The organism is Providencia sp. PROV188, assembly GCF_027595165.1.
GTDB classification, from domain to species: Bacteria; Pseudomonadota; Gammaproteobacteria; order Enterobacterales; family Enterobacteriaceae; genus Providencia; species Providencia lanzhouensis.
This window is the reverse complement of sequence record NZ_CP097291.1, coordinates 123,772-140,982: the sequence shown is the minus strand read 5'-3', so window position 1 is coordinate 140,982 and position 17,211 is coordinate 123,772. Positions and strand designations below refer to the sequence as shown.

General features: G+C 40.8%; 21 protein-coding genes. 13 read left to right on the top strand and 8 right to left on the bottom strand.

The genetic code is table 11. The features are described 5' to 3' along the window. Genes M5X66_RS00620 through M5X66_RS00610 form a run of 3 tightly spaced genes read left to right on the top strand, consistent with a single transcriptional unit; the run spans position 1 to position 1,641 of the window. Complete coding sequence (locus M5X66_RS00620) at positions 1 to 531, top strand: spore coat protein U domain-containing protein (RefSeq protein ID WP_154599829.1); 531 nt, start codon at positions 1 to 3, stop codon at positions 529 to 531. A gap of 11 nt (positions 532 to 542) precedes the next feature. After that, positions 543 to 1,091 (top strand): fimbrial protein, encoded by a 549-nt coding sequence (locus tag M5X66_RS00615; RefSeq protein WP_132496818.1) that lies wholly within the window; start codon positions 543 to 545, stop codon positions 1,089 to 1,091. Positions 1,092 to 1,104: 13 nt separating this feature from the next. Continuing rightward, positions 1,105 to 1,641 carry a fimbrial protein gene (locus tag M5X66_RS00610; RefSeq protein ID WP_108478647.1) on the top strand — a complete coding sequence of 179 codons (537 nt, stop codon included), beginning with the start codon at positions 1,105 to 1,107 and terminating at the stop codon, positions 1,639 to 1,641. A 6-nt stretch (positions 1,642 to 1,647) separates the two neighbouring features. On the opposite strand, the gene M5X66_RS00605 is transcribed toward M5X66_RS00610, so the two are convergent. The 7 genes from M5X66_RS00605 to M5X66_RS00575 all read right to left on the bottom strand — a co-directional run bounded on the left by M5X66_RS00605 (position 1,648) and on the right by M5X66_RS00575 (position 9,638). After that, entirely contained in the window at positions 1,648 to 2,325 is a 678-nt protein-coding gene (locus M5X66_RS00605) for a fimbrial protein (protein ID WP_154599828.1), read from the bottom strand. A gap of 69 nt (positions 2,326 to 2,394) precedes the next feature. Next, on the bottom strand, positions 2,395 to 4,011 hold the full coding sequence (locus M5X66_RS00600; RefSeq protein ID WP_108478645.1) for a fimbrial protein: 1,617 nt from the start codon (positions 4,009 to 4,011) through the stop codon (positions 2,395 to 2,397). A gap of 25 nt (positions 4,012 to 4,036) precedes the next feature. After that, complete coding sequence (locus M5X66_RS00595; protein ID WP_154634527.1) at positions 4,037 to 6,532, bottom strand: TcfC E-set like domain-containing protein; 2,496 nt, start codon at positions 6,530 to 6,532, stop codon at positions 4,037 to 4,039. Between the two features lie 19 nt (positions 6,533 to 6,551). Further along, the gene (locus M5X66_RS00590; RefSeq protein ID WP_036950370.1) at positions 6,552 to 7,235 is read right to left on the bottom strand and encodes a hypothetical protein; all 684 of its coding nucleotides are present in this window, start codon (positions 7,233 to 7,235) and stop codon (positions 6,552 to 6,554) included. A gap of 95 nt (positions 7,236 to 7,330) precedes the next feature. After that, entirely contained in the window at positions 7,331 to 7,939 is a 609-nt protein-coding gene (ecpA, locus tag M5X66_RS00585; RefSeq protein ID WP_108478643.1) for a common pilus major fimbrillin subunit EcpA, read from the bottom strand. 163 nt (positions 7,940 to 8,102) lie between these two features. Further along, positions 8,103 to 8,423: a helix-turn-helix domain-containing protein gene (locus M5X66_RS00580; RefSeq protein ID WP_036950366.1), complete on the bottom strand. Its 321-nt coding sequence runs from the start codon at positions 8,421 to 8,423 to the stop codon at positions 8,103 to 8,105. Positions 8,424 to 9,155: 732 nt separating this feature from the next. Then, positions 9,156 to 9,638: a cold-shock protein gene (locus M5X66_RS00575; RefSeq protein WP_181477794.1), complete on the bottom strand. Its 483-nt coding sequence runs from the start codon at positions 9,636 to 9,638 to the stop codon at positions 9,156 to 9,158. Between the two features lie 159 nt (positions 9,639 to 9,797). On the opposite strand from M5X66_RS00575, the gene M5X66_RS00570 reads away from it, so the two are divergent. After that, positions 9,798 to 10,496: an RluA family pseudouridine synthase gene (locus M5X66_RS00570; protein ID WP_270103798.1), complete on the top strand. Its 699-nt coding sequence runs from the start codon at positions 9,798 to 9,800 to the stop codon at positions 10,494 to 10,496. A 4-nt stretch (positions 10,497 to 10,500) separates the two neighbouring features. On the opposite strand, the gene M5X66_RS00565 is transcribed toward M5X66_RS00570, so the two are convergent. After that, the gene (locus tag M5X66_RS00565) at positions 10,501 to 11,040 is read right to left on the bottom strand and encodes a DUF2058 domain-containing protein (RefSeq protein ID WP_036950360.1); all 540 of its coding nucleotides are present in this window, start codon (positions 11,038 to 11,040) and stop codon (positions 10,501 to 10,503) included. A 618-nt stretch (positions 11,041 to 11,658) separates the two neighbouring features. Between M5X66_RS00565 and M5X66_RS00560 the strand changes: the two genes are divergently transcribed. The 9 genes from M5X66_RS00560 (at position 11,659) to M5X66_RS00520 (ending at position 17,162) form a co-directional block, all read left to right on the top strand. Continuing rightward, complete coding sequence (locus tag M5X66_RS00560) at positions 11,659 to 12,120, top strand: helix-turn-helix domain-containing protein (protein ID WP_230082482.1); 462 nt, start codon at positions 11,659 to 11,661, stop codon at positions 12,118 to 12,120. A 381-nt stretch (positions 12,121 to 12,501) separates the two neighbouring features. Beyond that, the gene (locus M5X66_RS00555) at positions 12,502 to 13,041 is read left to right on the top strand and encodes a type 1 fimbrial protein (RefSeq protein WP_270103797.1); all 540 of its coding nucleotides are present in this window, start codon (positions 12,502 to 12,504) and stop codon (positions 13,039 to 13,041) included. An 84-nt stretch (positions 13,042 to 13,125) separates the two neighbouring features. Continuing rightward, positions 13,126 to 13,851, top strand: coding sequence for a fimbrial biogenesis chaperone (locus M5X66_RS00550; protein WP_270103796.1), 726 nt, complete (start codon positions 13,126 to 13,128; stop codon positions 13,849 to 13,851). A 43-nt stretch (positions 13,852 to 13,894) separates the two neighbouring features. Beyond that, positions 13,895 to 14,386, top strand: coding sequence for a fimbrial protein (locus M5X66_RS00545; RefSeq protein WP_270103795.1), 492 nt, complete (start codon positions 13,895 to 13,897; stop codon positions 14,384 to 14,386). Between the two features lie 22 nt (positions 14,387 to 14,408). Continuing rightward, the gene (locus tag M5X66_RS18650) at positions 14,409 to 14,990 is read left to right on the top strand and encodes a fimbrial protein (protein WP_108479724.1); all 582 of its coding nucleotides are present in this window, start codon (positions 14,409 to 14,411) and stop codon (positions 14,988 to 14,990) included. A 21-nt stretch (positions 14,991 to 15,011) separates the two neighbouring features. Next, on the top strand, positions 15,012 to 15,590 hold the full coding sequence (locus M5X66_RS18645; protein ID WP_270103794.1) for a fimbrial protein: 579 nt from the start codon (positions 15,012 to 15,014) through the stop codon (positions 15,588 to 15,590). 13 nt (positions 15,591 to 15,603) lie between these two features. Next, a complete protein-coding gene (locus M5X66_RS00530; protein ID WP_270103793.1) occupies positions 15,604 to 16,371 on the top strand; it encodes a fimbrial biogenesis chaperone in 768 nt (255 codons plus the stop codon). Beyond that, entirely contained in the window at positions 16,358 to 16,654 is a 297-nt protein-coding gene (locus M5X66_RS18640) for a hypothetical protein (protein WP_270103792.1), read from the top strand. The genes M5X66_RS00530 and M5X66_RS18640 overlap by 14 nt, the downstream gene beginning before the upstream one ends. After that, complete coding sequence (locus M5X66_RS00520) at positions 16,599 to 17,162, top strand: fimbrial biogenesis chaperone (protein ID WP_270103791.1); 564 nt, start codon at positions 16,599 to 16,601, stop codon at positions 17,160 to 17,162. The genes M5X66_RS18640 and M5X66_RS00520 overlap by 56 nt, the downstream gene beginning before the upstream one ends. The last annotated feature ends 49 nt before the right edge of the window (positions 17,163 to 17,211 follow it).

Genomic DNA, 17,211 nt, shown 5'->3' with positions numbered 1-17,211 from the left:
ATGATCAAGAGATCTCTCTTCCTTTGTACTGCATCGTTATTTTCTATTTATGCTAATGCAACAAGCTTTGCGACCAACGTAACAGGCGGGACAGTCACCTCCAATATTAAGATGACGGTCAAGGCTTCTTGTGCCGCTTCAGTTGCAGATATCGACTTTGGCGAGCAATCTGTCAGTGACATTAAAAATGGCAAAGTGGTTGAAAAACCGATGACGATTGCAATCACTTGTGATGCGACTTTAGCATCTTATACGATGGCATTAACCTCGGCTGATGGCGTTGATTCCACAAAAAGTATTTTGAAGACCAAACAAAATGCCACTATAGGTTATCAGTTGACATGGAAGACCGCTGAAATGGCTGCCATCAATACTCCTGTTTTGGTTGATGGCGTTGCGAAAGCCCCTGTCACGAAACCCACAACACCTAACGTATCCATTCCTATTAACGTAAAACCCGTTTTACTTGGTACGACGGGTTCACCTGGAGCCGCCAGTACAGCATTAAATATTAAGTTAACATTCAACTAGTTGAGGTGACTATGCGCAAATCTATTTTGCTCATCAGCGTATTGATTTTTACGCATATCAATAGCTATGGAGCACTCACCAAACAATCATCCATGGTTGGTCAAGAGCTGGCATCGCAAATTAGGATGAGTGTGAAAATTGCCACTTGCCTGCCAGCAACGATCGATAATATTGCTTTTGGTGCATTAGATAGCGCAACTGTTTTATCTGGCGAAATAGAGGGACATACCACGCTATCATTAGATTGCTCAGGAACCATAGTTCCACAACGTGTTTCACTCTTATTTGAACCCGCTACCCCTCATTTAACCATGGGGGCATCTGGCTATATTGGATCTGTTAACAACACTCTTGGTTATTTAGTCGCATGGGAAGATAGCCAAGTTGGAAATATTGGTGCAGGTGTGCCAATGGGAAAAGAGCTTTTACTTAAAAAACCCACCGCTTCATTAATGAAAGTGAAACTGAAAGTAAAACCTATTGCACTACCCATTGGCAGCAATAGTGTGACTCTAGGCAGTGGGAGCACCCACATTACAATCAAAATAAAATATCTTTAATGTGAGCGAATTGATGAATAAAACACTTCCCTTCTGCTTTCTTTTCATGCTGATGAGTGGCTACCCTTTGCATACCGTTGCCGATGAAATTTTACCCGACACGGTTCTGAGCATCTCGCTAGATATCGTCAATATCACTTGCGATATTAATGATGGGAAAGGCTTCAATAAAATTGTCGATTTCGATGTGATCAATGAAACCGATTTACTTGCAGGAAAACAACCTGCTGTAAAAACGCAATTTATTGTGGATTGCAATAAAAGTGGCTTTAAGCCTAATAACATAGATATTAAAGTTTATCCTGGTGCTCAAGGGGCTCTGAATAATGGTGTTGGTGGTGAGTTGAAAACCAACTTATCTGGTGTTGGAATTTATTTATCTTGGATGGATAAGAGTCCTATTGATTTATCTGGAAAAAACCAACGATTCAGTGCTAATGGTAATAACCAATTTGATATTAGCTTTTTTGCCAAGCCATATGCTCAATCACCAAGTGTCGAAAAAGGTATCATGAAAAGCAGCGTTATTATTAGTGCGCTCTACAAATAATAACGATTACTCACAGTTACCTACAGCGTAATATTTATCAAAAATCACAATGTACTTGCGACTTTTCTTGGTTAAACGTGCATCTTGATACGTTTGATTAGGTAGCAAGTAAAGGACGTAAGGCTCAGTATCATCCTCTGCATCACAATTGTTATGCAAAAGCACTCTAAAGTAGGTATTCCCCGTGTTTTTCAAAATGCCTGCATTTTGGTCGAGCGTATATTTAAAATCAGGCTGTTTGGGTCTCACGACGAAGTACGTTTCTAAACTGACCGTTGGGTAAAACAGCGGCTGTTTACGTTCCTCATGATCATTTTGCATTTCAAGCGGCGTTTCACTAATGATGATTTTGTAATAGCGCTCTTGGTTATCCGCGGTTCCGCGATAAAAAATTTTAAAGAATTCCTGCTCTCCTGGTAATAAAATTTTCTTCAGTGGGGTAAAGATAATTTCCCCATTATGAATGGCTCGCCCTTGTTCATGGCTGCCCGGTTTATCAATTTGATACGCGCTAAAATTATATAAATTGGTCTTTTTCGTATCGTTAATATAGGGCTTAGAAAAAAATTCTTTATCGGACTCCATCGAAGAGATATCCGAATTAATGTAAAGCGCATGAACGCTAGCATTAAACGAAAACAGTGTGCATAGTAATAAGAATTTCAGCAAAGAATTGAGTTTCATAATTAACCTGTTAGCGCTGAAGAATAAGGCGACTGAATACTGAATGAGTCGCCTAAAAAATGGATTAATTTATTGAATATCGGGCCCTGTCCAGATGGCTTTTACTGTCACCGTTCCGCTTGCTGAGACTGTCCCTAGCCAATCAATGCCATCTAACGTGAAGAAAGAATTCGCCTCATTCATTGGGAATAGCAGGTCTAAATTGGTTCGATAAAAGGAACCTAAATCTTCATTTGGTCTTGCCCACGGCGTCTCTTCCCATAGCGCATTTTTGAGGGAAATTTCATTGCTATCGCAACTGGCTCGGTAAGACTCTAAGCTTCCCGTGTGATTTTTAAATGACAAATACGCTGAAAATGGCACTTTGAATTTGTCATCATTTGAGCTAAATAAGCAGTACGATTGCCCTTTTAGCGTGGTGCTTGGACCTTCCACTTTGGCGGTGATTGAATCTGCCTGCCTTGGTCCGCTGGTCGTCACAATATAATTAAATTCAATTGGCGGCTCTTCATTACCCACTTTCCCGGTTTTCGATTGATTCGGGTTAAAGTCGGCAGGGATAATACTGATCCCATAATCTCGAGGTTTAATAATCAGATAGTTCGATGGAGTAAACTCATAGAACCCTGATTGAGGCAGTGGAGATTGAAAAGCAAACGTATAAACACTATCCGCCAAGGTCACGCTCGAGTTAGGAGACGCATCAACAATGGATTTCAAATATGTATTCGATAGGAACACTTCAATAAAATTCGAGCCGTTATTAAATATTTCCGACATATTGGTGGTTGATGACCAGTTAGTCCAACGGGTACTGTTACTCCCTTTATATTGGATTAATGCAGCTCTAGGCGCCGCCGTCAGACCCAATTTTTGGTGATCGATATACATACGGACGGTAAATGACCCACTGATCGATGAACCTTTCGTTTCCAATTCAACGAGCTGACAAATAACGCCAGAAACGTTTCCAACAATTCCCGTAGTACAGAAGTTTGAGCCCAACCCAACCGTTGGGTTGCCGTTACTATCCACGAAGACTTCCTGCAAAGCCCCCGTTCCCTTCAGGATAATATTTCCCTTTTTATTCGTTGGAATATAATGCTGCTGAGTCGAGGTTCGCCCGCCGCTGGTCATACAGGTCGAATTACTCAGGTCATAATCATCTCGACTCGTACAAGTTCTTAAATCAAACGTGTATTCGGTTCCCGGCGGTAATTCTGCAATCCAACGGTAAAATGATTCAGAAAAAATGGGTCTAGAGTATCCGGACTCTCCTGGTGTTCCTGTTTGCTGAATTTTATATGCACCATTATCCCGAAGTTGTTGAGCTGACCAATAGGATGTCGCAGGACAATTTCGGTTGTTTGTCATACAACGGTTCCCCACAAATGGTTGGTTTACAGGGGAGTTTTCTAGCCAAATATCCCCTATATTATAGGTCGAGCTAAAAGGGGTACCGGTATACCCCATATAGCCTAAGCTTAATTGGCTATTTCGTTGATATTTAGTAAAAACGTTGGATCCAGAAAAGCGAGGGTCAACCCTGTTGGCAACGATAAAAAATTCGTTATCAATCTGGTTCTCAACAATGACGTATTCCTGCAATGGTGCTGTCGCTGCCAATGCATTTGACGTGAGTACCGCCAGTGAAAAACAGAGTGCTGATGTCGATAATACTCGCATGTTTTATTAACCTTAAAATTGAGAGTTAGCGTTTTGCTAATGCTTCTTGAGGCTCACAAGTCACCTCACCGACCCATAAAGCACCGCGTGCGCCTTGTAGGTTTAAATCGGCTTCGCAGATCGTTTTCTCATCTTCTTGCAATAACGAAATTACGGGATAGCGCACATCAACGTCCATGGAGAACTCCCCATTTTTATCGGTTTTTGTTCGCCCTATATGGTTACGAATCGAGGCATATTTTATGTATTCACCATCTGGTGATTTAAGCCGTCCAAACACCGTGACCAACTGACGAACCTCAGGTTGATAAAACGCGATATTGCCGGGATACAGCGTGACGGATTTATTGCGTCCAGAGACAATGTCAAAACTGTCTTTTGACTTCCCGTCGTTCATTAACTGGATGTCGTAATCTGAATACGGTGACAATGGAATAAAGGTATTTTTTCCGCTAATTGGGTAATTTTGCCCATTCACTTTTGCCACCATGCTACCGGCGCCTTGAATCTCAGAATTAATAATTACCCCTGATTTTCCTTGATTGCCGCTTGGTGTGATCATGCCGTTGCTATAAGCCACCGACCCGCGAGAGGTTAAGTTACCGTTCAGTCGGTCACCATCCGGTCGGTTAATCGTAACGGTGCCCGAGTTATATTTCATGTCATAAGAGGCGTAAGCCAGCGTCGAAAAATCTGATTCGCCATTATCTTTGTCACGCACTAACTTAGAGACTGAAATTCCCGCATTGGTGATCGGCGAGTTTTCAAAACTCTTGTTGGCATAAATATTGGCTTTCATGTTGCCATTCGTGGAAGAAACGCCCGTGCTTAACCACGTAGACAGCGGTAATGAGAAGTCCAGATTCACATATTTTTCGTTGGTACTGTTTTGATTGTCATAGTGATAACGCTGCACACCGGCTCTGAGTCCAACTGTTCCATAGCGTCCAGAAAACAGCGTATTCGCATATTCGTAGTTAATTGAATCACTGCCTACGCGACGGTCTTTGGTATTACTGATCGTGAATGAACCCGCCCTATCAATAATCTTGTCGAAGTTAACTGTTGCGCCATAGGAATAGTTATCCGCATCGTAAAGCGGTAAATCCCCTTCGACCACCGTTCGCTCTCGTGATGCCCAAAAGGAACCATAGCCTTCAGGAATACTGACAGAAATTGTCCCAATGTTGCGATGGCTGCCGTGGTTTTCCAGCATGCCCTGCCAAGAAACCGAAATGTAGTTATTAATCGACGCGTTGATGCTCGTTTCTTGAACTAGGAATTTATCAAAACCATAGTTTGACATCTGGAAGCGTATCCCCGACAGCACGGGGAAGTTATAGGCGAATGACGCGCCCGCTAAATAACTTTTCTCTGGAGCTTGGCTATGACGATCTTCACCACGGACATAATTCCTTTTATCGAAATCAACATAGCCCCCGTACATTTCCCAATTCAGTTTGTCGAAGTTTCCTCCGATTGCCCCTAAGGATTTATTGATGGTTTGATTTTGAGTGGTGACCACTTTCCCATCAACAACCGTTTCGATAGTGACGTCATAAATACCAAAAGGCAGTGTACTGGTGTCTACCTCAAAGTTACCCATTGGGAAGTTTTGGATGTTAAGAAGCTTACCTTGACGATAAATACGAACTTCGCCAGGGCTATTTAAGAAGGCATAAATAGGGGTCAGTGACTGCTGTTTATTATTGACCACACTCGCGGAGTTATTCCCGATAGTGACCGCATAAATTTTGCTGCTACTCAACGCAGTTAAGCTCGCAATGGATTGTAAATTCCACGTACTCATTAAACCCAATGCGACACGCAGCCCATTAAAGTCACGCTCATACATCGCTCGGTATAATTCAACACTTGCATTGGATTTACCGATGCTATAAGCCGATGCATTAATATTAAAATGGTGCTCTGCTGCGGCAAATAACGCGTCTAAATTGAAATAGCTACTGGAGCTATTTTTTGCATTTTTTACCTGACTTTGGAATACACCTAAATCATAGTTTGCCACTGCTGAAAGTGAATTAACGGATGAATCACCTAATACAGAATGCCTTGCGTGAGTTTTCGGTGTAAATGCAGATTTATCAACATCTAATGATAAATTGAATGACGAAATATTTAATTTCAGCACTGCATTATTGTCGATAACAATACCATTGTTATCATCAAAAATGGCATCTTGTTTATTTTCAATTTTATCAACTAACAAACTATTCAGTTGTGGACCTTGCGTACTGTCAATGAGGTGAATACTCGATAACTTAATTTTACCTTGGTCAATGACAATAACTGCATCCGCGATTTTATCTTCGCTTTGGTTTTTTTTAGCATCATCACTTAATCGTAGAAAAACAGGCACAGACATTCCTTCTTCCAATGCACTCACAAATGCCGGAGGAATAATGTAACCACCAATTTTAATACTCTTCATCTCACTAGCATGAATGGTGTTTGAAAAAAAAATGCTTAATATTGATAAAGCAATAACACTCTTACGCATGATTAAAGTCCGTTATTAATTATTTGACGACAATGAAATCTCCTTTGTGCCAAATACCTACGCTAGATTTTTTATTATTAAGATCGACAAACTGTAGTTTCACAGCTAAATGTGGCATGAGGTAATAACGTTCACGACAAATACCATCCACGCTATATTTTTGTTTTTCAGGTAAACATGGCCCTGATGCCACCACACGAAATGAACTATTCCCTATATTGGAAACTTGAGAGTTTGCATATTGGTAATTAAATTTTTCAATCCTTGGTGCAACAACCAAGATGGTGCTAATGGTCGCTGACGTTGTCGCTGAGGCAGATTTTGCACTTTTTGTTACACCGCTTTCGCCAATAGGGTCATCTTTCCAATTTAATCGGTAATAACGTTCTTTATCGTCTTTGGGACCTTGATAAATAATTTTAAAAACATCTTTTGCTTGCCCCGGCAAAATCAGATTAGCGGGGGTTGATAATATTTCGTTCGGATCCGTAACGGGAATGACTTTTCCATTCTCAAGTGGCGAATCTATTTTCTCGATAGTTAAATTAACGAGCCTTGCCGTATTAACTGTATTTTCAATTTCTTTTGCTAATGAGTCTTCATCTGACGATATGATTTCAGTAATATTACCTACATTAACCGCCAAGCTCATTTTTAGTGGGAGAATAGATAATAAAGCTAATGCTAGTGTTATTTTTTTCATAATTATTAATTTTAAAAAAGATAACGATAAAGATAATATTTCCCTATAGTATCTTTATCGTGAAAATTAGTTATTCACTAAGCGTAAATAATCAATTAAGGAGCTGGTGTGAAAGTACCATCCCAAGTTGCAGTGAACTGAACTTTAACATCACCATCCCATGAACCGTCGGTCAGTGCTTTGAAGTCTGTCGCTGCACCAGCCGCTTCCGCGCTAGCGATAACGAAGGTGAACTCACCACGGTCAGTTGCACGCTCTGAACCATTGTAGATACCATCTGCAGCTAAGTTATCTAAACCTGATGTTAAGCCTTTTGAAGTATCGATTAACACAGTGTCAGTCGTTTTATTCAGATCTTCACCATTCCATTTAACGCCAACAGTTAATTTAGAATCATCTGTTGTTCTCGCTAAAGTGTTAGAAATGATTTTTGATGCTAATTTAAAATCTGTTGCACCTGATTGACCTTGAATAGCGATATCAAATGCGCCATTTTGTTGGTTAAAGCTTTTCTGACCTTCTGCATAGTTAAATGTTAAGCTTTTTAATGGCGTAACAACCAGCATACTTGTCGTATCTTTAATTGCGGTCGCTTGCCATGTTGCTGTCGCTTGAGCAGTACGAGTGTCAGCATTAGCAACTGTAGCAAAGGAAGCAGCAATAATTGTTGATAGCAAAACAGATGCCATTTTTTTATTTAACATGTTGTTCTCTCTATTTAATATCCATGAAGAAAAATTTAATTGCATAGCATAAAAAACACATTCATTGTGTGTTTTATAAAAAACAATCGAATTTCCCAGAGAATATGCTTAATAAAATAACCAGAATTAACTGATTATTTTATTTCTAATTTAAGAGGAAAAATTAGCAGTTATTTATGATGGTTTTTGTTGAGTAATTTCCCCAGGAAATATATTTACTCGCACTTCCTTTATTACCCATTCTTTTTTCAGAGTCAGTATCTTTTTCGACATATTTAATGACATCGACCCATCGTTTATCTAGAATATTTAAAAAAACATCTAGCTGATCTAAAGTAATCGCAGTGATTCCCATTTCATATCTTGATATCTGTTGCTGGCTGATTCCTATTAATTTCGCCAGTTGCTTTCCCGTCATGTTCTTTTCTTTACGTGATTTTCTTAAAAAAGCTCCCACCTGACCACTAATTATATTAGATTTCATTAACCACACTCCAATATAAAGAAACAATTTATTTAATTTCCATTAATAATAAATACATTAAAATAAGAGTAAAAACGTTTATACCGATCGAACAAGATTATTTTGATAGGTACCACCTATCAAATAGTAATTTATTGATCGTCGGGCTTTATTAAGATACAACGAGTGCGAGTACACCTAATATGATAAGCAGAATTAACTAACTGATATATATTAAATAAAGCGTTGTTCAATTTATTTAATATATTTTTTATTTTTTTAAAATAAAATTTACGTGGGAGGAGTAAAACCCTATAAAAACGAGATAAAATACATCATTTATTACAACAAATTACAATTTGAAACAGCTAAATTGTTTTTTGCAAAATAAAAAACTCATGAGATGAGTAATATACCAATATAAAAATATATTTCTACAGCTTAATTCGTTATTCCGCAATAATTTTCATTTAGATTACCAACTTAACAACAACCAACTCGCATCATAATATTTACAATCCAGATTGTATGCCATAAAGGCGCTATAAATTGGACGTATCAGAATGCAGTTCGCGCATATATTAATACATCTTGCTTAATATGTAGCGTTTGCTTATTAAAAATATTCTCTTTTTAGATCATTTGTTGATCTTTTATTCAAATTTAGGAAAGGGTATCGCAAATAGTGCTGGAAAAGCATTGCCTCTAAATGAGAGGCAATGGCGTTGGAGGATTTTTTAGTTCAGTCGAAAGCTATTTAACACCTTTAAGCTGTTTCATGGTTTCATCCACGTCAATCTCATCTTCAGAGAACGTTAATGTTGTTCCATGCTGGGTTTCAATAATTAGCTTTTTCAGTGCTCGAGTTGCCCCCGGCTTAATATTCGTTTTAGGTTTAATGCTGTTCATTAATGCACCAATCGATAACACGGTATTTTCTTTATCAATACGTGTATCTGCCGGAACATCTTCATAATAGATACGGAATGATTTGATAGCCGTCAGCTTAATGCGCTCACCAGCAATATAGATATATTTGCTTTCAGGGATCACTTTAACCGCAAAGGCGGATAAACCTTTATTATTTGTGGTTGGCTCAAACGTAACCGCCGCCCCTTTTTTAATCAGTTCTGGGTTGGCAACTTTAATCACATGAAAATAACGGTTATCCCCGTTTTCATCTTTGAGAAACCCAAAACCTTTATCTTCAAACCACGTTGTGATTGTTCCGTTCATTGCCATACCACCTTCTATATTGACTCAATTTCACAGCGCGCAGTATAAAACACAATGCCTGCCCAGACTACGCCTTTAGTTTTACACACCCAATAACATTATCGTCAGATAGCGCAAAATTGGGTATTATCCATAGCCACTTTTTATCTGGATAACCTGATGTCGACGATTATTGATACCTTTATTGCGCCCCCTTGCCATGATGACATTGAAATCATTGAGCAGGATGAGCACCTTATTATTATCAATAAACCTTCAGGGATACTGAGCCTCTCTGGAAAGAATCCACAAAATCTCGATTCAGTACATTACCGGCTCGTTCAATTGTTCCCTGAATGCACCCTAGTGCACCGCCTTGATTTTGGTACTTCTGGTGTCATGGTCGTGGCTCGCAATAAAGCCATAAATGCAGAGTTATGCCGACAGTTTAGCCAGCGAACCGTGACGAAAGCCTACAGTGCGTTACTGTGTGGGCATGTGGAAAATGATCATGGTGTGATAGATGCGCCGATAGCCAAAGATCCGGCTTTATTTCCCCGAATGTCGATTTGCGTGACTCACGGTAAACCGGCACGTTCCAATTATCAGGTAATTGAGCGGTTTTATCGTGAGCTAGACGATGGACGTAAGTTGCCACTGACGAGGGTGAAATTTATCCCAGAAACAGGACGAACCCATCAGCTGCGCGTTCACAGCCAACTTTTCGGTCATCCTATTTTGGGATGCGATCTGTATGGAGGCTTACTGCTTGCAGATATTGAACCTGCGCCGAGACTGATGCTGCATGCCAGTGAATTGAATTTTATTCATCCGATAACTGGAAAATCCATTCAAGCACACAGCAAAAGCCCGTTCTAAACAACTACCACATTAAATCGTCAGGAATTTTAAAATCTGCGTACGGATCGTCTTCATCCTGCTCTTCCTGACTCAAGGCGTTATTTAATACGATGCTGCTTTCATCACGTTGAGCGATTTTATCCGCCACACTCGCAGGAATAATTGCGTAAGTGCTCATTTCTGGATTGTCAGTCGCTAAACGCGCAATAGCGAGACGGCCGCTAATAAGTTGGTTTTGTGTTGTTTTATCGACGGTCACTTGCTTGATGAGGTTATTATCTGTGAAGTTAAAGCTGATATCGCCTTTCGCCACGTCAATTTTGTTCATCTCAATCAGCTGCTTCACCTGAGCTTTATACTCTTTCGTCAGTGCCGCTTGTTTTTGTTGATCGCTCAGTTGCTTATCGCGCTCAAGCTGCGCTTTTTTATTCTCTTCTACCGCTTCTCTGGCTTCTCTAGCCTGCACGCGTGATTTCTTCGCTGTGCGCTGTACTTTCGCCATTTTTTTACTGGTGACGAGTCCCGCTTGGAGCATTTGCTCTTGTAAGGTAAGTTTTGCCATGTGGGTATCTAAGCCTGTTGAATGAAATTGGAGAGATTATACCTGCAAATTCGATTTCTTTTCGGTTACTTTTGCGATTCTTGCTTGATGAGTGATGGAAACATCATGTCATCAATTCCCATCAAAAAATGTCGGTATGACCAACAATAATCTGAATTTGTTTCAACCCCATAAATAAAACCCGCGTCTTAAATGAATGTGTCATTTTCAATACATCTTAAAGTGATCTGAATCACAAACATCAACAACTTAAGTCAAATTCAATGTCATTAAATGTAATCGAAATAACATTTCGACATATTTTGTATATTTCATTTTTTGAATTCATAATTGTTACTAAGCATGTCTTGAATAATGCATAGCCTATACATCTGAATTTTATTGTTATTTTTATATTCCTCATTGTTATGCATTCATATTCTTTGATTTTTTAAAATGTAACTATGAAAATATATTTTTGACGACATATAAATCTAAAATTACCTACAAAAAAAGAATTATAATAGAATTTATCGCTACCATATTAAGCCGCATTAAGCCATATTACGAGTAAGGATATCGTAACCTTTTGTAATTTATTTATTTTAACAAACTCACATTGAGGATAATGTGTAAATCATGCTTTGGTTGGAAATATTGTCAAATTTCACCCTATTGTTTTTTACTCTTAATTTGTTTAAAAATAAAAACAGATATGTGCTTACGCATTTGTTTTATTTAATATGTTTTGAAATTGATTCTTATTTAAGGTTTATGATGAGTTTGAAAAAAATAGAGAGAATTACAGAATCATTTTCTCAAGCTATCGCAGATGAAATTGCAAGCTTAAGAAGGAAAAAATTATTATCAGGTAGACAATTAGGCTCACTCATTGGAGTTTCCCAACAACAAATTTCACGCTATGAAAATGGTATCTGTGAAATAACTTTATCTACCTTATGTCTTTTACTTCATTATTTGGGTGTATCTTTAGAATCGTTCTTCTTCTTTGTTTCTGAACGCATAGAAGCCAAGGAACCAGAGCTTTACGATGAGTTTAATTTATTATTTGAGCAACATGGCGCTCTAATTTCAAAATAAATAACAGTGAATTAATAACACTAAATTTAGCGTTTAATTTAAAATCACTTAAATTAAAACTTATTATCATTCATTCTCAATTAAAAAAATAATTAATTGAAATTAATGTTTTTTAATCTATAAAAAAACAATTTTAAAAACCCACTCCATATGGGTATTTTCCATTTGTTTTAATCAATACTTCTAGAATAGCTTTATTTAAAGCTATTTATTGTTTTTTTATTAAAGAAATTAAATCAGTGAAAAATCATTGTAGATGCGCTTGCTGTTAGTTTAATGAGCGCATCTGTTTTTACTGTGAATGTGGGTAAAGATATCACCACTTTCACAGATTTCTTGAAGTATGTTTTATTTCGTTTTTATATATAAAGGAATTTCAATATGGCTTTTAAAAAATTAGCGTTAACAACATTATTTGCTGGCGCTTCCTGTGTAAGTTTAAATGCAATGGCAGCACCTTCTGCAGAAGTGACTCTGCAAGGGATCCTAACCAACACCACCTGTGATGTCACCATCAATGGCGGTAAATCAGTCTTAAACGTGGGTGTCTTAAAAACCTCTGTGGGTGCAGGTTCAGACTTTACCACAGTCAATGCAATGTCCTCTACAACCGTTGATATGCCAGTGACTTTAGTCGGTTGCACCAAGGGTGAAAAGGGCAACTTGATCATTCAAGGGATTACTTCCGTAGGTAACAACGAACGTAACCTCTTTGTTTCTGACGATTCGAAAACCGTTGGTTTTATGATTGAAAACGAAGCGAATAAAACTGTCACTAATGGCGAAAAAATCGCATTTGGTATTGGTGCAGAAAATACTGACGCGCAATACACCTTCAAAGTTGGTATGGCAACAACAACAGATGCACCTGAAGCAGGTTCCTACAGCGCACCCATCTTAGTGGCTTATATCGTTGACTAATTCGATTTAATTAACTCAGTCGATTGAGGTAAGGCGGGCTCCGTCTTACCTATATTCTGCCACGAAAACTATGAGGATAGACAAATGCGAAATAACCGACTAATGCAAGGGATCTGCGGTGGCTTGCTATTGCTATCAGGTTCATCGATAGCCGGGATCGCTATCGACACCACTCGAATTATCTTTTCAGAAAGTGATAACACCACCGGAAAAAGTGTGGGTATCACCAGCTCAAGCCAGTCACTCACGCCTTATTTAGTCAAAGCACAAATGTTGCGTGACCCCTATGGCGATCAAGGAGAAACCCCTTTTGTGGTGACGCCCTCCTTATTCCGCTTAGAAAAAGGGTCGACCAATCAAGTCCGTATAATGAAAAACAGTGTGGCGCTCCCGCAAGATAAAGAATCTGTTTTTTATTTTCGTACCATCGCCATGCCGACCAGCGAAAAAGGATTGAATGCCCCACAAAATCATATTGATGGTGCCGTACAAGTGTCGACGGGAAACATCATTAAGCTGTTTTATCGCCCGAATCAGTTAGGCATGACCCAGCCACAAGCCATGAAATCGCTGAAATTTTCGAGTGTAAATAATGGGGTTCAAGTGTCCAATCCGTCCCCGTACTACATCACCTTAGACAGCTTAAAAATTGCCAATAAGCCCGTTTCTCTGAGTACCAAAAAGGGAAATAACATGATTGCGCCGTTTAGCAGCATCACCTATTCCCATGTTCAACGACAAGGCTCGGTTGAATGGAAAGCCATTAATGACTATGGCGGAAAGGACGAGTTTCATGCGCAAATTCAATAAATTATGCATGTTTTTTTTCGCCGTTTTACTTAACGGATGGCACATGGCACTGGCCGAAAAAACCGAGATTAGAGCGCTCATTACCGATGATGTTGGGTGCGAAATTCGCATTCCCAACTCATTGCAATTTACCCCGATGCGCACATCCGATTTTCAAGGCGCGATAACCACACATCAAATTAAGCCCTTGAAAGCGCAATTTATCTGTGTGGATAAAACGGGAAATCTCACCCCCAAGATTACGTTACAGGGAAATACCCCCTATAACGAAAGCACGATTTTCTTGGATGGTACCCCAAATAGCACAGGGTTTATGTTACGCCTCAGTGATGGCACGCCGCTCTCCCTGAGTGATTTTTATGACACAAGCAAAGCCTTTAAACGCGGTGAACAGATTGCCTTAACGCCACTGACCAAAGAGAACCATCACCAAACCGAAGAGACTTTTCTCGTGGGTTTAGTGGGGCCCGTGGATGGGGAAGCCATTCCTGGTGAATTCTCAGCCTCATTGACGTTTAACCTTATTTTTCAGTAAGACCTAAAAATAGGAAATCATCATGACACTGACTCAAAAGTCACTCTATTCCCTGCTCATCCCCACTGCATTGTATGCGGCAAGTCTGGGGCAATCCGCGATAGCGGCAACCTCGGCCACCACTAAAATCAGTGCCAGCATTGTCGGTGGTGGCTGCCAAATTACCGCGCCCTCAACTGTTTCGATTCGTAACGGGGATCTGATTCCTGCTGAAGAGATCACCACCACCAGTGATATCAGCGAAACCTTTGACCTCACCATTCTTGGCTGTAAAGGTTACGGGTTAACCCCCTCGATAACCCTCGAAGGGGACACCGATAGTGCCTCCGGTGAAGCGCTGTTTGTGAGTCCCGGCAGCACCAGTACAGGCTATGGCATTTTATTGTCGACGGCTGGCAATACTAACTTCGAAGGTAGTGACAACCTGGCAACGGATAAAAAAATCACGGCTCTCACCACCAAAGAATGGAATAAAACCTTTGCCAGCACATTGAATGGAACCATCCCACTGAAGGCAACCGTCAGTTGTGGAACCTGTACTGCCAATAACTTACAAGGCGGCGAGTTAACCGCCTCATTAACATTTAATTTTTTCTATCACTGATTTTGAAGGCCGTTAATAACAATGATACGAAAACTGTCTTTCTTTAGCGTGATTGTAGGGTTGCTATTACCAGCCAGTGAATTACAGGCAGGCAGTGCCTCAACCACCCTCTCCTTTTCCGCCTTTTTTTATGGTGGTAGCTGCGATGTGACGGTGCCAAATACCGTCACGTATAACAATGGCGCACCACTGCCCTACGATGAAATTCTGAAAAATCCGCAACGTAGCGGATTCACGTTAACCCTCTCAGGGTGCCAGGGCTATTTTTTAACACCCAGAATTGCGGTCAAAGGGAACACGTTCACCGCAGATAACAATGAATCGCTGTATGCCGATGCATCCAGCACCGCAAAAGGCTATGGCATTAAGCTATCCACCCCCGGAAATACGCTTTTTAATGCCAATGACAATACTGCGAAACCCGGCAATGAGGTGATCACCATCAAAACATGGCCATCGGATGGAACCAGCGATGTCGCAAGATTAAACAGCTCACTTGATTTTACTGCCGTGCTTGCCTGCGGCACCTGCACGGCCAGTGACAATTTGCAAAACGGTGAACTTATCGCAACCGTCACGTTTAGCTTCGTATATGACTAATTGGGTAATCAGTATGTTTTCGAATCGTTTTTCTTACTCTCACACGCTTATTATTGTATTGATATGGGGTGTTTTTTCAGCCTTGGCTTCCGCTACTGAAGGCGGTTTACGCTTGGCTCAAACGCGTGTCGTGTTCGATGCGGCAAACCCAAATGCCAGAATTGCTATTAAAAACAGCAGCCCGCAGGTCTACTTAATCAAAGCTGACGTCCTCAATACGCCAGAGGGGAATGCCCACAAACCCGCGCCCCCGTTTATTGTGACCCCACCCATGTCTCGCTTAGAAAAAGAGAGCCAAAATACGCTGCTCATTGTGCGTAATGGTACCGCAGAGCTGCCGACAGACCGAGAATCCGTGTTTTATTTAAGCTTATTAGCGATCCCTTCCACCACAAAAGCGAATGCCCCCGAAGGTGAGATGACCAGTGCGCAAGTTTCGGTGGGGATCCGCAACGTGATCAAACTGTTTTATCGCCCGAAAGGGTTACCCATGAGTGTCGAAACCGCTTCAAGCCAACTGACGTTTCGCCAGCAAGGTCAACAGCTCGAAGTCAGTAACCCAACGCCGTATTACATAACCTTGGCACAATTGAGTGTGGATCAGCATCCCATTGATGTACGAGGACTGGGGCCTATGATTGCGCCCTTCTCCACCCACACTTATCCCGTCAAAGGCGGTGCTACACGTGCAGAGTGGAGAGTGATTACGGATTATGGGGATATGAGCCCCGCGTATCAGGGGAAGGTTCAATCAGGAGATATTCGCGATGAACAACATTAAGTTATTGAATGTGACAAAGCCTGTGTTATCTCGTTTGGTTAGCGGTGTCGCTCTATGGGTAGCACTTTTTACCCAACCTGTGTTGGCAAATAACATCCAAGACCAAATTAATGGGCTGACACTGCATTCAACCCGTATTATCTACCCCCATGATGCCAAAAACGGGGTGACGTACACTACACCAATAATACGGCGATACCGTATTTATTGCAGGCGCGCCTCTTGCCGTGGGAAGGAATTCATCAAGCAAAACGGCGAACGAGAATACCGAAGCCGCCGATGAAAATTTGACGGCATTCATTGCTTTACCGCCGTTACAGCGCTTCGAACCGGGTGAAAACACTCACATGCGCATTCTTCAAAAACATCATTTACTCGCGCAAGATAAAGAGTCGATTGCGCAGTTGTCACTGACGGCGATCCCCGCGCAATCAAAAGAGGCGGCGGAAGGCGCGCAAATGATCCTTGCCGTACAAAATAATCTGAAGCTGTTTATCGCCCCGCGCGGATTACCGGAACATCATCTCGACAACATCGCCGAACAGCTGCAATTTCAGCGTACAAAAAACACGCTAACCCTGAAAAACCCGACGCCTTTTTATGTCACGTTAGCGTCACTGTCGGTGGGGAAGAACGCCCTGAATTTAAGTTCCTCACGCATGATCCCCCCCTTTGGGGAGGCGCAGTGGCCCCTTGATGCCAGCCATATGGGAAGCGACATTCATTGGCAGCTCATGGAAGACGATGGCGGAGCCGACAAAATGAGAACACGCCAACTCTCAGCAATGTAACCACACCCGACAGATAAAACACATTCACCCGATGCGCATTGGCAAGGGG

Coding starts and splice junctions, on each gene's coding strand:
- M5X66_RS00620 (WP_154599829.1), top strand. CDS start 1: ATGATCAAGAGATCTCTCTTCCTTTGTACTGCATCGTTATTTTCTATT.
- M5X66_RS00615 (WP_132496818.1), top strand. CDS start 543: ATGCGCAAATCTATTTTGCTCATCAGCGTATTGATTTTTACGCATATC.
- M5X66_RS00610 (WP_108478647.1), top strand. CDS start 1,105: ATGAATAAAACACTTCCCTTCTGCTTTCTTTTCATGCTGATGAGTGGC.
- M5X66_RS00605 (WP_154599828.1), bottom strand. CDS start 2,325: ATGAAACTCAATTCTTTGCTGAAATTCTTATTACTATGCACACTGTTT.
- M5X66_RS00600 (WP_108478645.1), bottom strand. CDS start 4,011: ATGCGAGTATTATCGACATCAGCACTCTGTTTTTCACTGGCGGTACTC.
- M5X66_RS00595 (WP_154634527.1), bottom strand. CDS start 6,532: ATGCGTAAGAGTGTTATTGCTTTATCAATATTAAGCATTTTTTTTTCA.
- M5X66_RS00590 (WP_036950370.1), bottom strand. CDS start 7,235: ATGAAAAAAATAACACTAGCATTAGCTTTATTATCTATTCTCCCACTA.
- ecpA (WP_108478643.1), bottom strand. CDS start 7,939: ATGTTAAATAAAAAAATGGCATCTGTTTTGCTATCAACAATTATTGCT.
- M5X66_RS00580 (WP_036950366.1), bottom strand. CDS start 8,423: ATGAAATCTAATATAATTAGTGGTCAGGTGGGAGCTTTTTTAAGAAAA.
- M5X66_RS00575 (WP_181477794.1), bottom strand. CDS start 9,638: ATGAACGGAACAATCACAACGTGGTTTGAAGATAAAGGTTTTGGGTTT.
- M5X66_RS00570 (WP_270103798.1), top strand. CDS start 9,798: ATGTCGACGATTATTGATACCTTTATTGCGCCCCCTTGCCATGATGAC.
- M5X66_RS00565 (WP_036950360.1), bottom strand. CDS start 11,040: ATGGCAAAACTTACCTTACAAGAGCAAATGCTCCAAGCGGGACTCGTC.
- M5X66_RS00560 (WP_230082482.1), top strand. CDS start 11,659: ATGCTTTGGTTGGAAATATTGTCAAATTTCACCCTATTGTTTTTTACT.
- M5X66_RS00555 (WP_270103797.1), top strand. CDS start 12,502: ATGGCTTTTAAAAAATTAGCGTTAACAACATTATTTGCTGGCGCTTCC.
- M5X66_RS00550 (WP_270103796.1), top strand. CDS start 13,126: ATGCGAAATAACCGACTAATGCAAGGGATCTGCGGTGGCTTGCTATTG.
- M5X66_RS00545 (WP_270103795.1), top strand. CDS start 13,895: ATGGCACTGGCCGAAAAAACCGAGATTAGAGCGCTCATTACCGATGAT.
- M5X66_RS18650 (WP_108479724.1), top strand. CDS start 14,409: ATGACACTGACTCAAAAGTCACTCTATTCCCTGCTCATCCCCACTGCA.
- M5X66_RS18645 (WP_270103794.1), top strand. CDS start 15,012: ATGATACGAAAACTGTCTTTCTTTAGCGTGATTGTAGGGTTGCTATTA.
- M5X66_RS00530 (WP_270103793.1), top strand. CDS start 15,604: ATGTTTTCGAATCGTTTTTCTTACTCTCACACGCTTATTATTGTATTG.
- M5X66_RS18640 (WP_270103792.1), top strand. CDS start 16,358: ATGAACAACATTAAGTTATTGAATGTGACAAAGCCTGTGTTATCTCGT.